This is a genomic window from Legionella israelensis (genome assembly GCF_004571175.1).
GTDB classification, from domain to species: Bacteria; Pseudomonadota; Gammaproteobacteria; order Legionellales; family Legionellaceae; genus Legionella_D; species Legionella_D israelensis.
This window is the reverse complement of the sequence record NZ_CP038273.1, coordinates 264,880-285,511: the sequence shown is the minus strand read 5'-3', so window position 1 is coordinate 285,511 and position 20,632 is coordinate 264,880. Positions and strand designations below refer to the sequence as shown.

The window sequence follows — 20,632 nt, the reverse complement described above, 5'->3', positions numbered from 1 at the left end:
GATATTTAAGTGTAGTAGTTCAAACTTGATCTGACAGTTACCGGTTTTTCAGAAGTGTCTGTCAGGTCAAATTCAGCCTATCAATTTTTCCTTCCAGATTTGTTTGCCATCAATCAATGTTTGCATTGGAGTACGTCCACAGCACATTTTGCCTTGATGGGTGCGCTCATTATTATAATAATGAAGCCATACGTCCAGATCTTTTTGCAGTTCATCCATGTCATCGTAAACTTTCTTACGGAATGTGATTTGATAAAACTCCTGCAAAATCGTTTTGTGGAAACGCTCACAAATACCGTTTGTTTGCGGTGATTGTGCTTTAGTTTTCGTGTGATCAATGTTGTTAATAGCTAAATAAAGCTGATAGTCATGCTGTTCTACTTTCCCACAATACTCTGTACCCCGGTCAGTTAAAACACGCAGCATAGGTAACTGCTGCTGCTCAAAGAACGGCAAGACCTTGTCGTTAAGGAGATCTGCTGATGTAATAGGCGTTTTTGTTGTATAGAGCTTGGCAAATGCCACTTTGCTATAAGTATCAACAAAAGTCTGCTGATAAATGCGGCCAACTCCTTTGATAGTTCCCACATAGAATGTATCTTGGGAACCAAGATAGCCAGGATGTGCTGTTTCAATTTCGCCGCAAGCCTCATCATCAAACTTCTTCTTCTCCAAAGCTGCAATTTGTGCTTCTGTGAGAATAATGCCCTCTGATGCTACTTTGGCTTCAAGTGCCTTCAAACGGTCTTTAAAGTTAGCTAAATTATGCCTAAGCCAGACGCTGCGAACGCCACTAGGGGATACAAAAATCCCTTTCTTACGCAACTCATTACTGGTGCGTAGTTGACCATGAGCTGGATATTCTATGGCGTACTCTTTTACCGCTTGCTCTATAGAATCGTCAACACGGTTCTTGTGATTAGGTTGCCTTCGTGACTTATCAAATAAGGCATCTACCCCACCAGATTCTACCGCTGATTTATAACGATAGAAGGTGTCTCGTGATAAACCCATTACCTTACAGGCTTTCGATACATTGCCTAATTCTTCAGCTAAATTTAGTAAGCCAACTTTGTGTTTAATAATTTTAACGTTATTATCTATCATGAGAGTTTTCCTTTTGGTTTTGTTAAAGTTTGCACTTCTATCAAAACCGGAAACTCTCACCTTTTCAAGTGGTTATGTCAGATTAAGTCGAAACTAATTCAATTTAAGTCCAATTTCTTTGCCGTGATCAATGAGTAGCTTTAAAGCAGGGCTGCTCAACGCAAATAGAAGTATCGAGCAAATAAAAAGCAACACAGCCTTTTTTTTCTTTTCCATAAGAAGGAATTGTCCAATTTTTGATTGGTTTTACTTAATCTGTTAGATTATAGGATATCCGAATTTATCGTCAATTTAATTTGCTAACTAAAGAAGAGTCATTTTCTTCTTCTTTTTCTTCTTTTTGTTGTGAGTTCATTTTTTCTTCTTTAAAAGCTCCCATTTTTTCTTTAATTTCCTGTTGGTTTTGCTGGTTTCGCATTTTTTTTACATCTTCGATATCTTGTGAACCGTTGGGAAGCATTGCCATATTTTTATTAAATAATCGTTGCATAAATTCATTTGCAGAAGCTTCATCAGGAAAGGTAAATACATGCACAGTAGATGGACCATCTAATTTTTCATATTTGAAACTTCCTTCTGGAAATACAGGATGACCTTTCTCATCTTTTTTATCCATTTGTTCTTTTTTAAAATCCTCAAATTCATTGATGATCTCTTTTATACCTACGAGAGGGACGAAGCTAATGCCTTTCTTGTCTTCTGTTTTTAAGTCCATAGAAGGATGGCTGGTTAATGCGGTATCATATCTTTTTCTTTTTTCTTCATCTTCGAGAATTTCAAGAGCTCTCTTCATTTTTTCAAGATTGGCTTGTTCCAGTTCTGTTATGTTTTCTTTCTTATTTTGTATTTCTTGAATTTTAGTATTTAATTGTTTAATAACTTCTTGCTGATTGTTGATGGCTTTTTTTGCAGCCAAGCGGTTTTCATTTTCCAGGTTTAACAGTTCATTAAGATATTTGTAATGATCTTTACTATGTGGATTATTAATCATAATACGACTCCAGAGGGTGCTCTTTATTAATTTTAGCTCATTTACTATATTCATCTGAGTGCTTATCCTAATATAAATTATCAGCTTGAATTAATTTTTATTTAGAATTTTACTGATATTTTACAAAAAGAAAATTTACAGATCTCTTTGTCTTGAAAGGAAACATCCGAAAAATGCTCTAAGCCAGAGATTGAAAAAATACTTATTTAAATATTGATTTTATTCAATTTTTTTGGTGGTTATAAGATTATTTTTCCCCATATGCGCTGATTGCTGTTTGAATCGTTTTTCGTTGTTCCAGCTTTTTATACCATTGCATAAGATGGGGAAATTTGCCTTCATCGACTTTGCTTTCATAAAAATGTTGATAACAATGAAACCATGGCCAGATAGCCATGTCGGCTATGGTATAGGCTGAGCCACTAATAAACTGGTGATTGAATAACTGTTTTTCCATAACGCTCATCAAACGTTCACATTCATCCGCATAACGCTTTTTGGCATAAGGGATATCTTCATCCGCATAGCGGTGAAAATGACCGTACTGGCCAAACATGGGACCAATATGACCTACCTGAAAATAGCACCATTGCAAAACGGTAAATTTACTTTTCAGATCCTGGGGAAGAAATTGCTGATGTTTTTCCGCTAAATATTGTAAAATAGCCACACTTTCAAACAGGTTCAAATCATTTTCATCATCATGCATGGCAGGAATTTTATTGTTCGGTGATATCTTTAAAAATTCAGGATTAAATTGCTCGCCTTGAGTGATATCCACAATTTTAATTTTATAAGGAACCTGTAACTCTTCAAGCATAATAGTGGGTTTAAAACCATTAGGTGTGCCAAAAGAATAAAGTGTATACATAGGATACGTCCTTGTCTGAATAAGCGTTCAAATTATCTTTTTAGATATAGGATAAATGATTTTATACCGCAAATTTATTTTTTTATACCCTTTATATCTTGATATTGAATTTTTTTCAGGTATTTTACAGTTAAGAAAATAAAGGTTAGAATGTCAGCATGAAAATTTTAGCCAAATTTTTTCAAATAATATTCATGCTTAGTCTGGTTTTAGTATTGATAAAACCTACGCTATTCATGGAAATGAATTCATCGCCTTCAAAAAGTGCTCAATATTCCATTCATCACGAATGCTCTTCACGTACTTCAGTGATTTCATCTTCCTGCCAGCTCTCCGCATGGTATTTGCAGGAGGAGCAAGCCTCTGCACAATTGTATTCCTTTTTATTTTTAGGATTATTGATTTTTATTCTTTTTCAATTTAAATATCGTTCACCCATCGAATCTATCGATAAACCTCCCATTTTTCCTTTCTAAAGCAACTATTCGTTGAGTTTCTCAGTTCAGAGATTTTTGTCCGCGTAGCGATAAAAAGCAATGCTCTCACATTTAATGGTGCATCATGCGGGATGAAATCAAAAATAGCGAGCGATCAAGGAAACTTAACACCAGCGGTTTGTACTGACGATTCTCAAGAGTGCTATCAAATCCTCTTACGATAGAGGTTTATTAATGATGCATAGAAGGATGTTGTTCAGTACACGATTTACCTGAAATATATTAATTAATTTATAGAAAGGAAAAATATGAAAAACATTAAACATTTAACGATGTTGTTTGCATTATGTCTGGTATCGCAGATGGTTTGGTCTTCACCTGGATTTGAAAGTTCGAATCCAGCCATGATTATGCAATTCATACAAGGTCACAGTGCTATTGTTTATTTGGCTGCATTTTTTGGCCTGGGTATCTTATTGGCTTTTACTCCTTGTGTCTTACCCATGGTACCTATCTTGTCCGGCATTATTGTCGGGCAGCAATCATTATCTCCTGATAAGGCATTTAAGCTTTCGCTGAGTTATGTTTTAGGTATGGCGATAACTTATGCTGTTGCGGGTATGCTTACAGGGTTAATGGGTAGCACAATACAAACCATTATGCAGACACCTTCAGTGATTATTGGCTTTAGTCTCGTCTTTGTTTTAATGGCTCTTTCCATGTTCGGTCTATTTGAATTACGCCTTCCTGCCAGATTAAACACCAGGCTAAATGCTCTAAGCCAATCTGGTAGCCGACAAAATTATATATCCGTAGCCTTAATGGGGGTTATTTCAACCTTGGTTGTTTCTCCTTGTGTGACTGCTCCTTTGATCGGTGTTTTGACTTACATTGGCCAGCAAGGTGAGGTCATGATGGGAGGTCTAATTCTTTTTGTTATGGCGTTGGGAATGGGAATTCCACTGTTGCTTGTGGGTTCTGGATATGGTTCAATTTTGCCAAAAACGGGTGCATGGATGTTGAAAATTAAACAATTGTTTGGTTTTATGATGCTGGCTATAGCCATTTGGATGTTGTCAAGAGTTTTTCCACATGGACTTACAAATTTGCTATGGGCAGCATTATTGATTATTTCCAGCATAAGTATGGGAAGCTTAAAAACACAGACTGGAAAACCAGCAAAATTTTTCCAGATCATGGGTGTTTGCATCATGATGGCTGGTGGAGTAATTGCATATAATACCGTAACGGCAAGTTTTGAGGTCTCAGCAGAAAAACCGGTAACGGCTTTTACTCTGGTGCACAGTGAAGCTGAACTGCAAGAAAAACTCAATATGGCCAGAAAGGAGCATAAAAAAGTGTTTGTTGAGTTTTTTGCCGGTTGGTGCAGTGACTGCCAGGCCATGGATAAAACCGTTTTTAATCAACCCGAAATACAGCAGGCAATGAACAAGCTAGTGAATGTTCGAGTTGATATCAGCGAGAAAACAGAGGAAGTGAACCGTATTAAAAAACATTATGGTATTTATGGTATACCGACCTTGATGTTTTTTGACGGTCAGGGAAATCCACTAAGTCAATTGCAGGCAGCAGGATTTGTGAGTAAGAATGAGATGCTTCGTTTGCTAAAAGCGGTGAATGAAATTTCCTGAGTTCATGCCGGATTAAGCAACGCTTGAATTTATCTTGATGAAGACAATCTGAAAAGATTCAAGAGGCATCTTAAATTTGTAATATTTGAATGGCCGACGAAAGTCGGTCTTCATTGTAATAACACCAACTATTGACAGAAAATACACATGAATCCATCTTTTTGGAATTTAAATACCCGTGTACAGGCTCTAAATGGTTTTCCGGAAAATTGCTATGTTAAGCGTGATGATGAGCTTTCATGTACTATCAGTGGTACAAAACTAAGGAAATATGCATCCCTGATACCCGCTTTGATCCGACAACAAGTAAAGCGTTTGCTGGTTATAGCCGGACCACAGTCCAATAATTTATTGGCAGCTGTTCAGCTGGCACGTGAAAACAAAATGCAAATCACCGCCTTTCTGATTAAACCATGGAAGCCTATATATCAGGGGAATTATATCTTCAGTCGTTTGTTTATAGAGGATGAAGATATCGTATGGATTGAGAGAAAGAACTGGCCTGCAGTTGAAACTTTGGTGTCAGAATATGCTAAAAATTTAAAAGAAAATTATTTTATCTTAAAGGAAGGCGCAAGTGTTGCGGAAGCTATGCCAGGCGCCATGACTTTAGGGGATGATATTGTTCGCAATGAAAAAGAATTGAACATTGGCTTTCAACATATTTTTATTGATGCGGGAACGGGATTTTCCGCCATTGGTTTGATTAAATCATTAACAGAAAAGAAGCATTCTGCTTATATTCATGTTTTATTACTTGCAGACAATGAAGCATTGTTTTATGAAAAACTATCTAAATGGATGGAAGTAAAGCCAAAATCCGTTAAATGTTTTTATCCTCAGACAGCCAAAGCGTTTGGTTCGGTAAATCAGCAGATTAAAAATGAGATAAGAAAGATTGCCAAAGAAGAAGGCATATTGCTTGATCCTGTTTATTCAGCAAAATTGTTTTACGAAGCAAGACATAAAATCATCAATGAACATCTTCAAGGCAATAAACTGCTTATTCATTCAGGGGGATTATTGTCTTTATGTGGTTTTGATATATGCAAGATGTTCCAGATAGGAGATTAATATGAAGCGGATAAAGGGAAGTAAAAATGGCCATCAAGAAAGACCCTTATCTGCCATAAAGGCGAAACATATGATTGATGGACATTTTTTGGTGATGATATAGGGGGTTTAAGATGTTAACGGTGATACAAAGGGTAACAGAAGCTTCTGTACGAATTGATGAAAAGGTCGTGGGGAAAATTGAGGGGGGGTTATTAATCCTCTGCGGTTTTGCCCCTGAGGATAACTCAGATACATTGAGTAAAATGTTGACTAAATGTCTTCAATATCGCATTTTTTCTGATAATGAAGGAAAAATGAATTTAAATCTGAAGAAGATTGAAGGTGGTTTATTGTTGGTTCCGCAGTTTACCTTAATGGCGGATACCAGCCGCGGTTTACGTCCTGGCTTTTCCAGAGCTGCACCCCCAGAGGAGGGAAAACAATTATTTGCTGAATTAATTGAACTTGCTAAAGCTATGCATCCTATCGTTGAATATGGAGTTTTTGGCGCAGATATGAAGGTTAGCCTATGCAATGATGGGCCAGTGACTTTTGTCATGGAGTTTTAGAATTACCTGTTATGTTGCTTCATCAAGGATGAAATAAAATAAAGATCCATTTACCAATGGAAGAACGCTGCAACGCCGTCTACTATTACAAGTAGTTATTCAGTTCAAGGGAAAACAATGAATAAGGAAGTTTATCAAAAACTGATGTCTTTGCTTAATGAGACTGTTGAACCATTGCAGGAAAATGGTGATAAATATGCATCCTTACTGAATAAAATTGGTGAAGCACGTTTTGTCTTAATGGGGGAGGCAACTCATGGAACTGAAGAGTTTTACCAGGCGCGGATAGAAATCAGTCAGCAGTTAATTTTGAAAAAGGGCTTCATGGCCATTGCTATAGAAGGTGACTGGCCTGATGCTTATCAGATCCACCGTTACATACAAAACACAAATAATAAGTCCGTCCCTGATGCAAAAGCCGCCTTAACCGGCTTTACTCGTTTTCCAAGATGGATGTGGCGCAATATCACGATACCACCTTTCCTTGAATGGTTACGCAAACACAATGATCATTTAAGCTCCATCAGTGAGAAAATTGGTTTTTACGGTCTTGATTTATACAGTATGAACGCTTCAATGTCTGCGGTCATACGGTATCTGGAAACAGTGGACCCTCAAGCAGCTAAACATGCCAAAGAAAGATATGCCTGTTTTGATACCATGAGCACAGAGCCTCAGACTTACGGCTATCTGACCAACTTAGGAATCAAAAAAGCCTGTATTGAAGAAGCCATTGAACAATTAATGGAGTTGCAACATCGTGCTGCGGATTATCTTGAGCAGAACGGGATAGAGGCTGAGGATAAATATTTTTTTGCTCTCCAGAATGCTCGCCTCGTTAAAAATGCAGAAAATTACTATCGCTCCATGTTTGAAGGCCATGTCTCTTCCTGGAACATCCGTGATACTCATATGGCTGAAACAGTTGATATTCTGGCGGATCATCTGGAAAAGCGTTTTAACCGCCCAGCTAAAATCATTCTATGGGCACATAATTCTCATATTGGTGATGCCAGAGCGACAGAAATGGGCGAGCGTGGTGAAGTGAATCTTGGTCAATTAATTCGTGAACGACATGATAGCAATACTTATTCCATTGGATTTTCTACTTATGAAGGAACTGTAGCTGCTGCTAGGGACTGGGATGAACCTGTGGAATGTAAAAACATCGCTCCCGGACTTGAAGGTAGTTATGAGGCTTTATTCCATGATGTGAAGCATAAAAATTTTATTTTGGATTGTGGGCATCATAAAGGACTGGAGCATTATTTAAAAATTCCGCGTCTACAACGGGCTATTGGCGTAATTTATCGCCCGGAGACTGAACGATTAAGCCATTACTTTTTTTCCAGGCTGCCTTATCAGTTTGATGGACTGATTCATTTTGATCATACAAACGCTCTACAACCTCTGGATGTCAAAAAATGGGCTAAGGATTCTGAAAATGACAAAAAAAGATTTGGAAGAGTATAAAAAGAAAAGAAATCTGGAAAAAACAAAAGAACCCGGCAATGAAGAATCTCAGGAAAAATCCGAGCGTTTATTTGTTATTCAGAAACATGATGCCAGCAGGCTACACTATGATTTTCGTATACAAATAGAGGATGCATTGGTTTCTTGGGCTGTTCCCAAAGGTTTATCCACAGAGGCTAACAAAAAAAGATTGGCTGTACGCACAGAAGATCACCCACTGGATTATGCAAAGTTTGAAGGCGTCATACCTGAAGGAGAATATGGAGCAGGTACGGTGCTGGTATGGGATATCGGGGAATATGAACCGATGGCTGAAAATGGTGATGAAAAATCAATGAAGGATGCTTTGGAGGATGGAGCCTTAAAATTTAAATTGAAGGGAAAGAAATTAAAAGGCGGTTATGCGATGGCTCGTATGAATAGCAGTGAGGATGAACAATGGGTTATTTTTAAACTGGATGATGAAGAGGCGGATGCAAGACGTAATCCTGTAAGCAGTGAGCCGAATTCGGCCTTAAGTGGTCGTTCATTGGATGAAGTCGCTGAAGAAGAAGGGAACGATGAATAAAATATTGGAAAAGTTACCAAAAGATACACAGAAGAAATTGAAGAAAAAGGAGCAGACAGAAAAGGTTTCCCTCATGCTGGCAACCCTGACAAAGGATTATTTTTCTGATCCCGAATGGCTCTATGAACGTAAGCTCGATGGGGAGCGTTGCCTTTTATATAAAAAAAACGGGGAAGTGAAAATGATTTCACGGAATGAAAAACTGCAAAATGATTATTACCCTGAAATCAGTAAGGCCTTAAATGATTTTCCTGGCGATTTTATTCTTGACAGCGAGCTGGTCACATTTGATGGAAAAATAACCAGCTTTTCAAAATTACAAAATCGTATGCATGTTAAACATCCAAGCGAAGAATTAATAAAAAAATATCCGGTATATGCTTATGTTTTCGATATTTTGTATCTGGATGATTATAGCCTGCAAGAATTGCCCTTACGTAAAAGAAAATTCATTTTAAAAAATGCGTTCTCCTACCATTCATTTCTTCGTTATTTGCCGCATCGCAATAAAGAAGGGGAAAAATATTTAAAGAAAGCTTGTGATAAAGGCTGGGAGGGCATTATTGCCAAAGACGCAAACAGTGAATATGTCCATAGCCGTTCTAAAAAATGGTTAAAGTTTAAATGTGCGCATGAACAGGAGTTTGTGATAGGGGGGTATACGGCTCCACAGGGAAGCCGTATCGGCTTTGGAGCACTTCTGATTGGTTACTATGAAGATGACGACTTAAAATATGCCGGAAAGGTAGGTACCGGATTTGATGATGATATGCTGGAATTTTTACATGAACACATGAAAAAACGCCAGACTGATCATTGTCCTTTTAGTCACTGTTCTGAGTCAGAAGATGACGTCACCTGGATTAAACCAGAGCTAGTCGCAGAAGTAGCCTTTACAGAGTGGACAAATGCCGACAAATTACGTCATCCGCGTTTTAAGGGTTTGCGTAAGGATAAGGACGCCAGGGAAGTTCATCGGGAGGTTACCAATGGCGGATAAAGGGAATCATATATATATTGGTACTTCGGGGTGGAGTTTTGATAGCTGGATTGGGAGTTTCTATCCGAAAGATATAAAAAATAACGATAGACTAAGCCATTACGCAGAAACCTTTTCTACGGTTGAATTAAATAACAGCTTTTATCAATTACCCAGCAAAAAAAGCATTCAGCATTGGCTTAAGGCCACATCAGATGATTTTATTTTTTCCTGTAAAGCGAGCCGCTATATTACACATATGAAAAAATTAAATGATGCCAAGCCTGATGTTGATCATTTATTTGAATCCCTGGAGCATTTTGGTGAGCAATTAGGTCCTGTTTTGTTTCAACTTCCTCCTAACTGGTACATGGATATTGAACGATTGGCAAAGTTTGTCAGAACACTGCCAAAAGATCATCGATATACCTTTGAGTTCAGGGATAAAAGCTGGCTTTGCGAGCAAGTATATGACTTATTGGAAAAATACGATATTGCTCTTTGCTTTTATGATTTTAAAGGCTATCAATCACCGGAAGTGATCACCAGCGATTTTATTTATGTTCGGCTGCATGGACCAACAGAGCAGGCTTATGAGGGGGCCTACGATGGACGAACACTTGCTGGCTATGCGCAAAAATTTATTCGATGGCAAAAAGAAGGTAAGTCCGTCTTTTGTTATTTTGACAATGATCAAAAAGCTAATGCACCTAAAGATGCAGTAAAGTTAATGGACAGTCTGGAACGTCAAAAATGAAAATTGAGAACATTGAAATTAGTCATCCTGATAAAATAATGTATCCAAAGGATCAACTAACAAAAAAAAATATTGCTGAATATTATGCCAAAATTTCTTCTTATCTTTTGCCCTATGTAAAAGACAGACCAATTACCATGAGGCGTTATCCCGATGGTATTGAAGAAGATGGATTCTACAACAAGCATATCCCTGATTATTTTCCTGATTTTATCCGTCGCCTAAGTGTTCCCATGAAGAAGGATGATTCTTACATGGAGATGGTCGGCGCTGAGGAATCACGCGATTTGGTATATCTGGCAGACCAAAATACCATTGAGTTGCATGTGGCTTTGGCAAAAGTTTCAGATATTGATAAACCGGATCAAATCATATTTGATTTTGATCCTTCCGATGATGACTTTGAAAAAGTAAGAAGAGCCGCTCTGGCTTTCAAAGACTTGCTGGACGATTCAGACTTGATTTCTTTTGTTAAAACCACAGGCTCGCGTGGTGTGCATATTCATATTCCCGTTGAGGTCAATTATGGTTTTCAAAAAGTCAAAGCAATGACCAAAAAAATGGCAGAAAAACTGCATGATAAATGCTCAGAAATAACCACACTTGAACAACGTAAGGGCAAAAGGGGTGACAAAGTATTTATAGATTATTTGCGCAATGATTATGGCATGACCGCTATTGCTCCTTATTCATTACGCGCTAAACCAAAGGCGCCTATTGCTGTTCCTTTAGACTGGGAAGAATTAAAGGATAAATCGATTGAGCCTCGTTCTTTTAATTTATCGAATATTTTTCGCCGCCTCGGACAGAAACAGGATCCCTGGGCGGATTTCTATAACAAAAGGAAGAAAAATCAATTAAACATGAATTCGATATAACTGTTCAAGAATTATTTATCGGTAGGAAAAAAAGTCTATAATTACTTCATAAATTGACTCTCAACCATCAGCTGCCGATTAATCAACAAGCTACATCTTTTGCAATCCTTTTTATTATCGAATTATCGAGGCGACTATATGAATCAGGAGGCGACTACATGAGTCAGCTCGCAGAATATGTACAAAAGTCATTGATAAATTATGAATACATTCAAAGTCTTTCTACTGTAGAAGAGAAGAATGAGTATAGGAAAAATCTAACAGAACTTGAACTAATGGGAGTGGGGTGGGCAAATCGATTTCAAAGCTCAAAAATGTACTCAATACTCTATATTTTGAGTCGCGCTTTGGGCGAATATGAAAATTATAATAAATGGTTTTTATCATGGGAACAACCGGAGCAAAGAACCAACTTTACGCAGCTAGATGTCGAATTTGTTCAATCATTGGATGAAAATTACTTAGCAGACACTGGAAAAGATAGATCAAAAATCATAGAAGAAGGCAGAATATACATTCCTGCAAAAGGAGCAAGGTTAAGGGCCTTCATATCGCTTTTTAATGTTAACGACCCTGAAAAGCTCGCAAAAGACATCTATAATAAAAGTATTGAGTATTTGGATGAAATTGACTCCGAGTATGGTTTCGTAATATTTGATATCAGATCTAATCTCGAAAACCTTTTGCAAAATCCAATTGATTTTATTACAAAGGATATCCTGGATGAATTATTAATGGAGGAATTTCATAATAATCATACTTCAGATGTAAATAATACTTTTCACACATTTTGTAGTGAAGTTAATTTTCTTCGCATGTTAGTCAATTTAAGTCAAGAGCAGTGGCCATTGTCAGACAATAATCAACCATACATAACTTTTCTACAAAAACTTGGATCATTTTATATCACTGGCAAAAACCTACTCGAAGATAAAAATGAGTGTAGTTCTTTTATCAAATCAAACCAAGATTTTTATGAACTCATTAAAAACGCGAAGGATAACACTGAGAATGGAGAAGATCCTTATGAGATGCTTGCTAACTCAATTGATTGTGAGAAGGAAGACATCTTAAAGTTTGAAATGCAATACAGTAAAAGGCAGACAAAGATTTCAAGCTTGACTAACCTGGAAATTTTACTTGAACAACTTAATACGACTATTATGAAATGTGTGGTTGTCTTAGTCGAAAGGATGCATCAAGGGTCTGACCCGGCTCTGGAGCTTCAAGAAGGCTGGGAGGTGGGAGAATTAATCAATGGTTACGATCGAGTCGAGCTCATAAGATCTATCAATATTGCTTTTGGGTGTGGAAATGAAGATCAATGCCTATTAAGGGAGCTCTTGCTTAATATTTGCCATCCTGAAAACACTGAACGCAGCCTGGTTGAAGTCATTGCGGATACGATAAACCTTGAAACCCTGACAACTTCTCCAGAACATGATGAAAGTCTGATTACATCAATTACACATATTTAAATATTATCCAGGCTCTAGGCTCTGCGCACTTATCTTTTACCGGCGGTTGATTTGCTCAAATTTAAGCTTGAGCTTGTTAAATAGGACTGGCTATTCGCCTCACTCAAGTTTAAATTTGAGCTAAATCACCCAAATTTTCGCTACGATAAAAGATAAGTGCACAGAGCCTAGTAAATCTTTTTCTTAATCTGATATTATTTAAGTCAGATAACCTACTTATCTATCACAAATATGTTAATATGAAGAAAAACGAAATAAGTGTAGAAGTAAAAAGATGAGTATTAACCAAAAAATATTGATACAGGAACTGCAGGAAAAGTTGAAAGACAGAAAAATTTCACAACCCCTGTTAACAGAAAATGAACAGAATCAAATGGTTGACTATTTATCCCAGGTGAAAAAGACCTTTAACCTGCCATCAGTACTGAGTTTTTTTGGAAACGAAGACGAAGGCGCCCAGCATGGAAGGTTATTTTTTCACGATTCTGAAATTGATTTATCCCGGGAATTAACCGAGCAATTCGGCTCTAACGATTTCTTACTGGCAAATATAAAGGAAAAAATCAGGGAGATTCCAGAGGAATACAGCATGGAAAATTATGCTTTTATCTGGAATGAAATTCTTTTGCCTTATCTGAAAGAGCTGGAACAAAATCGACGATGGCAAAATTTTTGGCAGGAAGAAGCCGTTACACTGAATGTGGATGAAGTACGTATAGCCAAAAAACGCGTAGTCAGTGCCCTGACTTTTAAATTGTTTTCCGAGCTTGTCCGTCAATCTCCGGAGGTATGGGATTACTCTGCCCGAACAACCTTTGTTGAACTAGCCAATTGTATTAATTTTAAAGACACACAAGTTAAGATGCGTAGTAGATTATGCGCAGAGGTTTTATCATATGTTCAAAGGGTGGAAGACAAAAAGAACTCTTCCCAATTGAACCATAAGTCCTTGTTGAAAAAAATAACGAAAGATCCTCGTTCATCCGCCTTGACTGAGGAGGAAATATATTTAGTAATAATTGAGGGTGTTGCTAAAGCCTGTCAAAATAATAGCAGGCATTTTAAGTTATTAATAAAGAGCATTGAGAATACACAGAAAAAATTCCCCACTGAGAACTTTAAGGAAGATATTAAAGCAATTTTAAGACAATTGCCTTTCAATGAGATTCCAGGAAAATACAAAGAAAAACTCAAGGAATTTTATGAGAATCAGGAAGAGAAAGAAGTATCGTTGAGCACTTTGCCTCAACTTTCCAGCGTACATTCAACCTTTTATTATTCAAATAAAAAAAGAGAACTTTCTGAGAAAAATTTCGAGGATGTTACTTTTATGCCCTCAAGTTAGTAACTCATGTTACGCAGCTTCATTTTTTTTGCCTCTTTGGAGACATTTTGGCATTTCAAATGCTCATTTACTCCATGTAAACTGCGCTTTAAAATTCCAAAATGCGTCCAAATCTTCTAAAAAATACTGTGCCGCATAACATGAGTAGCAAGTGCGCAAGCCTTGCTATTGTCAACATAGAGGGTTGAGCCATTATTTAATTATTGCCATTAAAGAAATTATTCACTTATGTTATGCAGTGGCTGATTATTAAAATTATGGAGTTTATGATAAGAAATAGATTCCCGCTTACGAGATAAGTTTTGAAGACTTCATTCATGATTTACTTCATAAAAACATTTATTAATCAAAGGGTATGATTTTACCCTGTCTTGAACCATTAAGAAGTTGATCCTTTCTGTAATTATTGTAAAATCAGACTAGGACGCGTCCTCAGTTATCTGATCGTTCAATTTGTTCATTATTATTGCTCTCTTTACGGTTAATTACAGAAGTTGGTTATTCTATAATTCGTCATTCATCTCGGAGATGCGTGTAGCTAGTGATAACTCATGTTTCATTTAAGGATATGATATGTCTCAATCGTTAAACAAAGCCTGTGATTTGCTTTTGTTCGGCACTAAAGGAGATCTTGCAACGCGTAAGTTGCTTCCTGCTTTATATCAGCTGGAAGTCTCAGAGCTTCTGCATCCGGAAACAAGAATTACCGGAATTGCCCGAGACGATATGTCACCCTCTGTTTATTCTGAGTTTGTATATAATAACTTACAGAAATTCCTGAAAGATTCTATTGATCCCCATGCCTGGGAGCGCTTTCAGCAGAAACTGCAATACATGCAACTTGATATATCTCAATTGAGGGATTATGAAAAATTCCTTGCCATGACGGATATTCGTTCACGGATTCCTATCAGTTATTTTGCTACTCCACCCTCTTTATATGGTCAAATTTGTGAAGGGCTGGCTATTGCCGGGCTTTGCGCAGAGCCTGCAAGAGTTATCCTGGAAAAGCCTATAGGGCATGATTTATTCTCTTCAAGACAGATTAACGATCAAGTGGCCAAATATTTTAATGAAAGCCAGATTTACCGTATTGATCATTATTTAGGAAAAGAAACCGTTTTAAATCTTCTGGCTCTGCGTTTTGCCAATGCTATTTTTGCTTCGAACTGGGACAGAAACAGCATCGATTACGTGCAGATTTCAGTTGCAGAAGAAGTAGGGGTAGAAGGACGCTGGGCTTATTATGATAATGCAGGGCAAATGCGTGACATGGTTCAGAATCATTTGTTGCAGGTTTTATCATTAATTGCCATGGAGCCGCCAGTCAGCCTGGAAGCTGACAGTATACGTGAGGAAAAATTAAAAGTATTAAAAGCACTGCGCCCCATTGATACCGGAAATGTACGTGAGAATACAGTTCGCGGCCAGTATACACAAGGTTTTGTCCGTGACAAAGCTGTCCCAGGCTATCTGGAAGAGAGTGGTTCCGGGCAGAACAGTACCACTGAGACATTCGTGGCTTTGAAGGTGAATATCGATAATTGGCGCTGGGCAGGTGTTCCATTTTATCTGCGAACAGGTAAACGTATGCCGAAAAAACTCAGTGAAGTGGTGGTTTCTTTTAAATCCCAGCCACATAATATTTTTTACAAAGCCTATAAATCTTTACCTGCCAATAAACTCATTATCCGTTTACAGCCGGATGAGGGTGTGGAAATTCAAATGATGAATAAAGTACCGGGGCTTGAGGAAACCATGCAGCTACAGCAAAGCAAACTGGATTTAAGCTTTGATAAAACATTTCGGTTTAAGCGTATTGCAGATGCTTACGAGCGTTTGCTGCTGGAAGCGATGTTGGGAAATCAATATTTGTTTGTTCACAGAAATGAAGTGGAGGAAGCCTGGCGCTGGGTAGATAGTGTGATTGCCGCCTGGAAAAGCTGCCATGATATTCCCCTGGACTATCAGGCAGGTACATGGGGACCTGCCGCATCTATTTCTTTACTGGCTCGTGACGGGCGTAACTGGGATGAGTAAATGCAATTACATCGTTTTTTAGACACTAAAGCACTAAATCAACATTTTGTCAGAGAATTGACTCGCATTCTGCAAAAAGCCATTGCTGCAAGAGGCAAGGCTTTTCTTGTTGTATCCGGCGGAAAAACCCCTGTGGGTTTATTTCAGATGTTATCAAAAACCAATGAAATTGACTGGAAAAAAGTGACTGTCACTTTGGCTGATGAGCGCTGGGTTGATCCTGCTCAGGAAGACAGTAATGAAAATCTAGTCAAAAAACATCTTTTACAGAATCAGGCTGAATGTGCCCAGTTTGTGAGTTTATTTTCTTCAGAAAACAGCATTGCTGAGGGAATCAATATCATCAATGAGCGGCTGCAGTCCTTGCCTGTGTTTGATATTGTTATTCTGGGCATGGGAGAAGATGGTCATACGGCCTCCCTCTTTCCGTGCAGTGAAGAAATTCATAAAGCACTTGCTGAGCAAAAACCGGCTACGGTGATAACGCCGAAAACGGCTTCTTATCGTCGGATTTCTTTAACTCCATCCCGCCTACTGAATAGTAGGCATGTTTTTTTGCATCTTGTAGGAGAGAGCAAACTGGAAGTTTTAAATCAAGCCATGAGTGGAGATGAGGTATTACAGATGCCAGTGCGTACTTTTTTGCATCATCCAACGGTTGACGTTCAGGTGATGTTTGCATCGTAAAAATCCCAACCGAACTCCTGTTAACGGATGAAGTCCGGGAGCAGCAATTTGAGATAAAAGACAGTTTAAATTTAAATCATATGGGTCTGTCGACAATCAGTATTTTCGGCTGTAAATTGATCTAATGTCGACAGCCCCTAGTAAAGCCAGGATATATTTGGGGGGAGCCAATAGTATGCATAAGACCATCCAACAAGTGACCAAGCGAATTATGGCCCGAAGTGGTAGTTCCCGCGATCACTATTTGACCAGGATTGAAAAAGCACGTTTAAGTGGCCCACATCGTGGAGCTTTGCAATGTGGTAATCTGGCTCATGGTTTTGCTGCCTGCTGTGCTAAGGACAAACAGGATTTACGGGGCATGACGAAAGCTAATATTGCCATCATTTCTTCGTACAATGATATGTTATCGGCCCATCAACCTTATGAGACTTATCCCCATCTGCTTAAAAGGGTGATTCATGAAGCGGGAGGTGTTGCCCAGTTTGCCGGAGGTGTTCCGGCGATGTGTGATGGTATTACTCAAGGACAACCCGGCATGGAATTAAGTTTAATGAGTCGCGATGTCATTGCTATGTCTGCGGCAGTTGGATTGTCGCATAATATGTTTGACGGTGCGTTGATGCTCGGTATTTGCGATAAAATTGTACCCGGACTGTTAATTGCGGCTCTTAGTTTTGGTCATCTGCCTTTTGTTTTCGTTCCTGCAGGCCCTATGCCTTCAGGGATATCCAATCAGGAAAAATCTCGCATTCGACAGTTATATGCAGAAGGTAAGGTGGATAAAACTGCTTTAATGGATGTGGAGGCGGCTTCTTATCATACGGCCGGAACATGCACATTTTATGGTACAGCTAACTCCAATCAATTGCTCATGGAGATCATGGGCTTGCATTTGCCTGGGGCTTCATTTATTGCGCCAAATACAAATTTGCGCGAAGAGTTAACCAAAGCAGCTGCACAGCAGGTTTTGCAATGGACAGATTTAGGCGAGTGTTACATGCCAATTGGACAATTGTTTGATGCCAAGACTTTAGTTAATGGCATTGTCGGTTTACTGGCAACGGGCGGCTCGACAAATCATACCATGCATTTAATTGCTATTGCCCGAGCAGCTGGTTTTATTCTGAATTGGGATGATTTTGCCGAGCTATCGGCTGTGGTTCCGCTCATCACTAAAATATATCCGAATGGTTATGCTGATATCAACCAGTTCCAACAGGCCGGAGGTATGGCTTATTTAATCCGTACATTATTGGAGGCTGAATTGTTGCATGAGGATGTTCATACGGTGGATGGTTTTGGATTGCAACGCTATACAAGAGAGCCTTGTTTGCAGGACGGACAATTAAAATGGCAGAATGGCCCCGAACGGTCGACCGATGAGCGTGTTCTAAGGTCTATAAAACGACCTTTCAAATCTCATGGAGGTTTGCAGGTGCTTTCCGGTAATATTGGACGCGCAGTGATGAAAACCTCTTCTTTAAAGGAGGGGCAAAGTACCATACAGGCACCAGCTGTCGTTTTCTCAAATCAATCTGAATTGAATGCAGCATTTAAAGCCGGCGAGTTGAACAAAGATTGTGTCGTTGTGGTTCGCTATCAGGGACCCAAAGCTTGTGGCATGCCAGAACTGCATCAATTAACCCCTCCTTTAGGTGTTTTGCAGGATAAGGGTTTTAAAGTGGCGTTGGTTACGGATGGGCGTATGTCAGGAGCATCGGGTAAAGTTCCTGCAGCCATTCATGTGACTCCGGAAGCGGTAAACGGTGGTGTTATTGCCAAAATCAGAACAGGGGACATAGTGTTGGTGGATGGAGTTAAAGGGATTTTACAATTAATGATATCGGATGAAGAATTAGCTGAACGTGCTGTCGAAAACGCGAAATCAGCAGAGGAAGCTTTTGGCATGGGGCGAGAATTATTCACTGGAATACGAATGCATTTAAGTGGTGCTGAGGATGGTGCATGTAGTTTATTTGTTAAGGAAGGATGGATAAATGCTTAATCTTTGTCAGCCGGATTCCGTTGTTCATGCGATCGTTGCTGATATTGGCGGAACCAATGCTCGCTTCGGTTATGTCAATCTGGATAATCTGAACATTGATAAACTGTCAGTTTATTCTTGTAAGGACTTTTCGACACCTGCAGATGCTTTAAATTTTTATCAGGAAAAACAATCCTTACAACATGTTAAGCATGTGGCGATTGCCATCGCATGTCCAGTCGCCAGTGATTTTATCAGCATGACCAATTTTTGCTGGCAATTTTCAGCCAGTGATTTGAAAAATCAACTGGGCTTGTCACACTTGCAGGTGATGAATGATTTCACGGCAATGGCAATGAGCCTGCCACAGCTAACCAGTCAAGAAAAAATTCAAATTGGCTCAGGCGTTAGTGACCCACAGAAACCCATGGTGGTATTGGGGGCTGGGACAGGACTTGGTGTTGCCACTCTTATTCCTGACAAGCAACGCTTTATTTCTGTTCCTGGTGAAGGAGGGCATATAAACTGGGCACCACAAAATGAGCAGGAATGGTTTATTCAGCAGTTTTTAACTAAACAATTTGGACGCGTTTCAGCAGAGCGGCTATTGTCTGGGCCGGGTATAGAAAATATTTATCGAGCCCTCGCTGCTTATTATAAGAAAAAAGTGGACTTTCTTAATGCCAGTGAAATAGCTCATTTGGCATTGACAGAGAAACATCCACTTGCACTGGCAACCGTGAAGCAATTTTTTGCGAGTCTTGGTGGTTTTGCCGGAGACTTGGCATTGACGCTTGGCGCATTCGGCGGTGTATATATTGCTGGTGGTATTGTACCGAAATTACTGCCTCTTCTTCATGAAAGCGAGTTTCGCGCACGCTTTGAAGCAAAAGGACGTTTTGATGTTTATAATCGCCATATTCCTACCTATGTGGTTTCAGCAGAACAACCTGGTATACTGGGAGCGGCAGTGCTTTTAAAACAAAAAATAATGGATGAACAGTATGGCCTTTAGATATTGGACTTTACAGCCTGAGTATTTATTTACGCGTTCTCCGGTGATTCCGGTGATAGTTCTTCAGAAACTTGAACATGTACTTCCTTTGGCAAAAGCTTTGATTGCCGGGGGACTTAATGTATTGGAAATCACGTTAAGAACAGAAATTGCCTTAGAGGCTATACAATTGCTCACGGAAGAAATGCCAGAAGCCTTGATTGGCGCCGGTACAGTAAAAACGGTTCATGAACTGGAGCAATGCGCTAAGGCAGGCGCACGTTTTGCTTTGAGCCCAGGTTCAACAGAAGCTTTATTAGAGGCCGGAGCAGAGATAGAAATTCCTTATATTCCAGGTGTCGCTAGTGCTTCAGAATTAATGAAAGGTATCGATTCAGGCTATCGCTTTTTTAAATTTTTTCCGGCGGAAGCCGCTGGGGGGATAAAAGCACTTAATGCGATGGCAGGGCCATTTCCGGAAGTTTCATTTTGTCCCACTGGAGGCATCAGCAAAGATAATTTTCTTGATTATCTGCGCTTGCCAAATGTACCTTGCGTGGGCGGCTCATGGGTATTGCCTGATGAGTTTATTCAGCAAAATAATTGGCCGGTTATCAGCGATTTGTGTTTAAATACGGTAAAACTTGCTAAAGAAACCTATTTTAAATAATGGCCCAAACAGCCAGGTCTGTGTTCAGAGTGACTTATATGAGCATTTTGTAGTGAAGCTTTCTTGCAAGATGGACCTAAATATGGCTTTTTC

Annotated in this window: 18 protein-coding genes and 1 pseudogene; 16 read left to right on the top strand and 3 right to left on the bottom strand. The window is 38.9% G+C overall.

The annotated features are described in order from the left end of the window. Positions 1–5: 5 nt before the first annotated feature. From E4T55_RS01220 to E4T55_RS01210, 3 genes and pseudogenes are all read right to left on the bottom strand, one after another. Positions 6–1,107 (bottom strand): annotated as a pseudogene (locus E4T55_RS01220) (IS481 family transposase). A 286-nt stretch (positions 1,108–1,393) separates the two neighbouring features. After that, positions 1,394–2,098, bottom strand: coding sequence for a hypothetical protein (locus E4T55_RS01215; protein ID WP_058501499.1), 705 nt, complete (start codon positions 2,096–2,098; stop codon positions 1,394–1,396). Between the two features lie 247 nt (positions 2,099–2,345). After that, positions 2,346–2,969, bottom strand: coding sequence for a glutathione S-transferase family protein (locus E4T55_RS01210; RefSeq protein WP_058501498.1), 624 nt, complete (start codon positions 2,967–2,969; stop codon positions 2,346–2,348). A 158-nt stretch (positions 2,970–3,127) separates the two neighbouring features. On the opposite strand from E4T55_RS01210, the gene E4T55_RS01205 reads away from it, so the two are divergent. From E4T55_RS01205 to E4T55_RS01130, 16 genes are all read left to right on the top strand, one after another. Then, positions 3,128–3,445 (top strand): lpg1681 family protein, encoded by a 318-nt coding sequence (locus E4T55_RS01205; RefSeq protein ID WP_058501497.1) that lies wholly within the window; start codon positions 3,128–3,130, stop codon positions 3,443–3,445. A gap of 269 nt (positions 3,446–3,714) precedes the next feature. Further along, positions 3,715–5,058, top strand: a complete 1,344-nt coding sequence (dsbD, locus tag E4T55_RS01200) for a protein-disulfide reductase DsbD (RefSeq protein ID WP_058501496.1) — start codon at positions 3,715–3,717, stop codon at positions 5,056–5,058. A gap of 147 nt (positions 5,059–5,205) precedes the next feature. Continuing rightward, positions 5,206–6,132, top strand: coding sequence for a pyridoxal-phosphate dependent enzyme (locus E4T55_RS01195; protein WP_058501495.1), 927 nt, complete (start codon positions 5,206–5,208; stop codon positions 6,130–6,132). Positions 6,133–6,245: 113 nt separating this feature from the next. After that, positions 6,246–6,683: a D-aminoacyl-tRNA deacylase gene (gene dtd, locus E4T55_RS01190; protein WP_058501494.1), complete on the top strand. Its 438-nt coding sequence runs from the start codon at positions 6,246–6,248 to the stop codon at positions 6,681–6,683. Between the two features lie 117 nt (positions 6,684–6,800). Further along, positions 6,801–8,156: an erythromycin esterase family protein gene (locus E4T55_RS01185; RefSeq protein WP_058501493.1), complete on the top strand. Its 1,356-nt coding sequence runs from the start codon at positions 6,801–6,803 to the stop codon at positions 8,154–8,156. After that, positions 8,128–8,724 (top strand): DNA polymerase ligase N-terminal domain-containing protein, encoded by a 597-nt coding sequence (locus E4T55_RS01180; RefSeq protein WP_058501492.1) that lies wholly within the window; start codon positions 8,128–8,130, stop codon positions 8,722–8,724. The genes E4T55_RS01185 and E4T55_RS01180 overlap by 29 nt, the downstream gene beginning before the upstream one ends. After that, positions 8,717–9,724 (top strand): non-homologous end-joining DNA ligase, encoded by a 1,008-nt coding sequence (ligD, locus tag E4T55_RS01175; protein WP_202967187.1) that lies wholly within the window; start codon positions 8,717–8,719, stop codon positions 9,722–9,724. The genes E4T55_RS01180 and ligD (E4T55_RS01175) overlap by 8 nt, the downstream gene beginning before the upstream one ends. Next, entirely contained in the window at positions 9,714–10,460 is a 747-nt protein-coding gene (locus tag E4T55_RS01170) for a DUF72 domain-containing protein (protein ID WP_058501491.1), read from the top strand. Before ligD (E4T55_RS01175) ends, E4T55_RS01170 begins: the two co-directional genes overlap by 11 nt. Continuing rightward, positions 10,457–11,338: a non-homologous end-joining DNA ligase gene (gene ligD, locus E4T55_RS01165; RefSeq protein ID WP_058501490.1), complete on the top strand. Its 882-nt coding sequence runs from the start codon at positions 10,457–10,459 to the stop codon at positions 11,336–11,338. Before E4T55_RS01170 ends, ligD (E4T55_RS01165) begins: the two co-directional genes overlap by 4 nt. A gap of 158 nt (positions 11,339–11,496) precedes the next feature. Then, positions 11,497–12,816, top strand: a complete 1,320-nt coding sequence (locus E4T55_RS01160) for a hypothetical protein (protein WP_058501489.1) — start codon at positions 11,497–11,499, stop codon at positions 12,814–12,816. A 274-nt stretch (positions 12,817–13,090) separates the two neighbouring features. Continuing rightward, positions 13,091–14,161 carry a hypothetical protein gene (locus E4T55_RS01155; protein ID WP_058501488.1) on the top strand — a complete coding sequence of 357 codons (1,071 nt, stop codon included), beginning with the start codon at positions 13,091–13,093 and terminating at the stop codon, positions 14,159–14,161. A 573-nt stretch (positions 14,162–14,734) separates the two neighbouring features. After that, positions 14,735–16,201 carry a glucose-6-phosphate dehydrogenase gene (gene zwf, locus E4T55_RS01150; RefSeq protein WP_058501487.1) on the top strand — a complete coding sequence of 489 codons (1,467 nt, stop codon included), beginning with the start codon at positions 14,735–14,737 and terminating at the stop codon, positions 16,199–16,201. Then, positions 16,202–16,888, top strand: a complete 687-nt coding sequence (gene pgl / locus E4T55_RS01145; protein WP_058501486.1) for a 6-phosphogluconolactonase — start codon at positions 16,202–16,204, stop codon at positions 16,886–16,888. Positions 16,889–17,063: 175 nt separating this feature from the next. Continuing rightward, positions 17,064–18,896 carry a phosphogluconate dehydratase gene (edd, locus tag E4T55_RS01140; protein ID WP_058501485.1) on the top strand — a complete coding sequence of 611 codons (1,833 nt, stop codon included), beginning with the start codon at positions 17,064–17,066 and terminating at the stop codon, positions 18,894–18,896. After that, complete coding sequence (locus E4T55_RS01135; protein WP_058501484.1) at positions 18,889–19,890, top strand: glucokinase; 1,002 nt, start codon at positions 18,889–18,891, stop codon at positions 19,888–19,890. The genes edd and E4T55_RS01135 overlap by 8 nt, the downstream gene beginning before the upstream one ends. Then, on the top strand, positions 19,880–20,539 hold the full coding sequence (locus E4T55_RS01130; RefSeq protein WP_058501483.1) for a bifunctional 4-hydroxy-2-oxoglutarate aldolase/2-dehydro-3-deoxy-phosphogluconate aldolase: 660 nt from the start codon (positions 19,880–19,882) through the stop codon (positions 20,537–20,539). The genes E4T55_RS01135 and E4T55_RS01130 overlap by 11 nt, the downstream gene beginning before the upstream one ends. Positions 20,540–20,632 lie beyond the last annotated feature (93 nt).

Bases quoted from the DNA above. Each gene is read 5' to 3' on its own strand.
- E4T55_RS01215 (WP_058501499.1), bottom strand. From the start codon at position 2,098: ATGATTAATAATCCACATAGTAAAGATCATTACAAATATCTTAATGAA.
- E4T55_RS01210 (WP_058501498.1), bottom strand. From the start codon at position 2,969: ATGTATACACTTTATTCTTTTGGCACACCTAATGGTTTTAAACCCACT.
- E4T55_RS01205 (WP_058501497.1), top strand. From the start codon at position 3,128: ATGAAAATTTTAGCCAAATTTTTTCAAATAATATTCATGCTTAGTCTG.
- dsbD (WP_058501496.1), top strand. From the start codon at position 3,715: ATGAAAAACATTAAACATTTAACGATGTTGTTTGCATTATGTCTGGTA.
- E4T55_RS01195 (WP_058501495.1), top strand. From the start codon at position 5,206: ATGAATCCATCTTTTTGGAATTTAAATACCCGTGTACAGGCTCTAAAT.
- dtd (WP_058501494.1), top strand. From the start codon at position 6,246: ATGTTAACGGTGATACAAAGGGTAACAGAAGCTTCTGTACGAATTGAT.
- E4T55_RS01185 (WP_058501493.1), top strand. From the start codon at position 6,801: ATGAATAAGGAAGTTTATCAAAAACTGATGTCTTTGCTTAATGAGACT.
- E4T55_RS01180 (WP_058501492.1), top strand. From the start codon at position 8,128: ATGACAAAAAAAGATTTGGAAGAGTATAAAAAGAAAAGAAATCTGGAA.
- ligD (WP_202967187.1), top strand. From the start codon at position 8,717: ATGAATAAAATATTGGAAAAGTTACCAAAAGATACACAGAAGAAATTG.
- E4T55_RS01170 (WP_058501491.1), top strand. From the start codon at position 9,714: ATGGCGGATAAAGGGAATCATATATATATTGGTACTTCGGGGTGGAGT.
- ligD (WP_058501490.1), top strand. From the start codon at position 10,457: ATGAAAATTGAGAACATTGAAATTAGTCATCCTGATAAAATAATGTAT.
- E4T55_RS01160 (WP_058501489.1), top strand. From the start codon at position 11,497: ATGAGTCAGCTCGCAGAATATGTACAAAAGTCATTGATAAATTATGAA.
- E4T55_RS01155 (WP_058501488.1), top strand. From the start codon at position 13,091: ATGAGTATTAACCAAAAAATATTGATACAGGAACTGCAGGAAAAGTTG.
- zwf (WP_058501487.1), top strand. From the start codon at position 14,735: ATGTCTCAATCGTTAAACAAAGCCTGTGATTTGCTTTTGTTCGGCACT.
- pgl (WP_058501486.1), top strand. From the start codon at position 16,202: ATGCAATTACATCGTTTTTTAGACACTAAAGCACTAAATCAACATTTT.
- edd (WP_058501485.1), top strand. From the start codon at position 17,064: ATGCATAAGACCATCCAACAAGTGACCAAGCGAATTATGGCCCGAAGT.
- E4T55_RS01135 (WP_058501484.1), top strand. From the start codon at position 18,889: ATGCTTAATCTTTGTCAGCCGGATTCCGTTGTTCATGCGATCGTTGCT.
- E4T55_RS01130 (WP_058501483.1), top strand. From the start codon at position 19,880: ATGGCCTTTAGATATTGGACTTTACAGCCTGAGTATTTATTTACGCGT.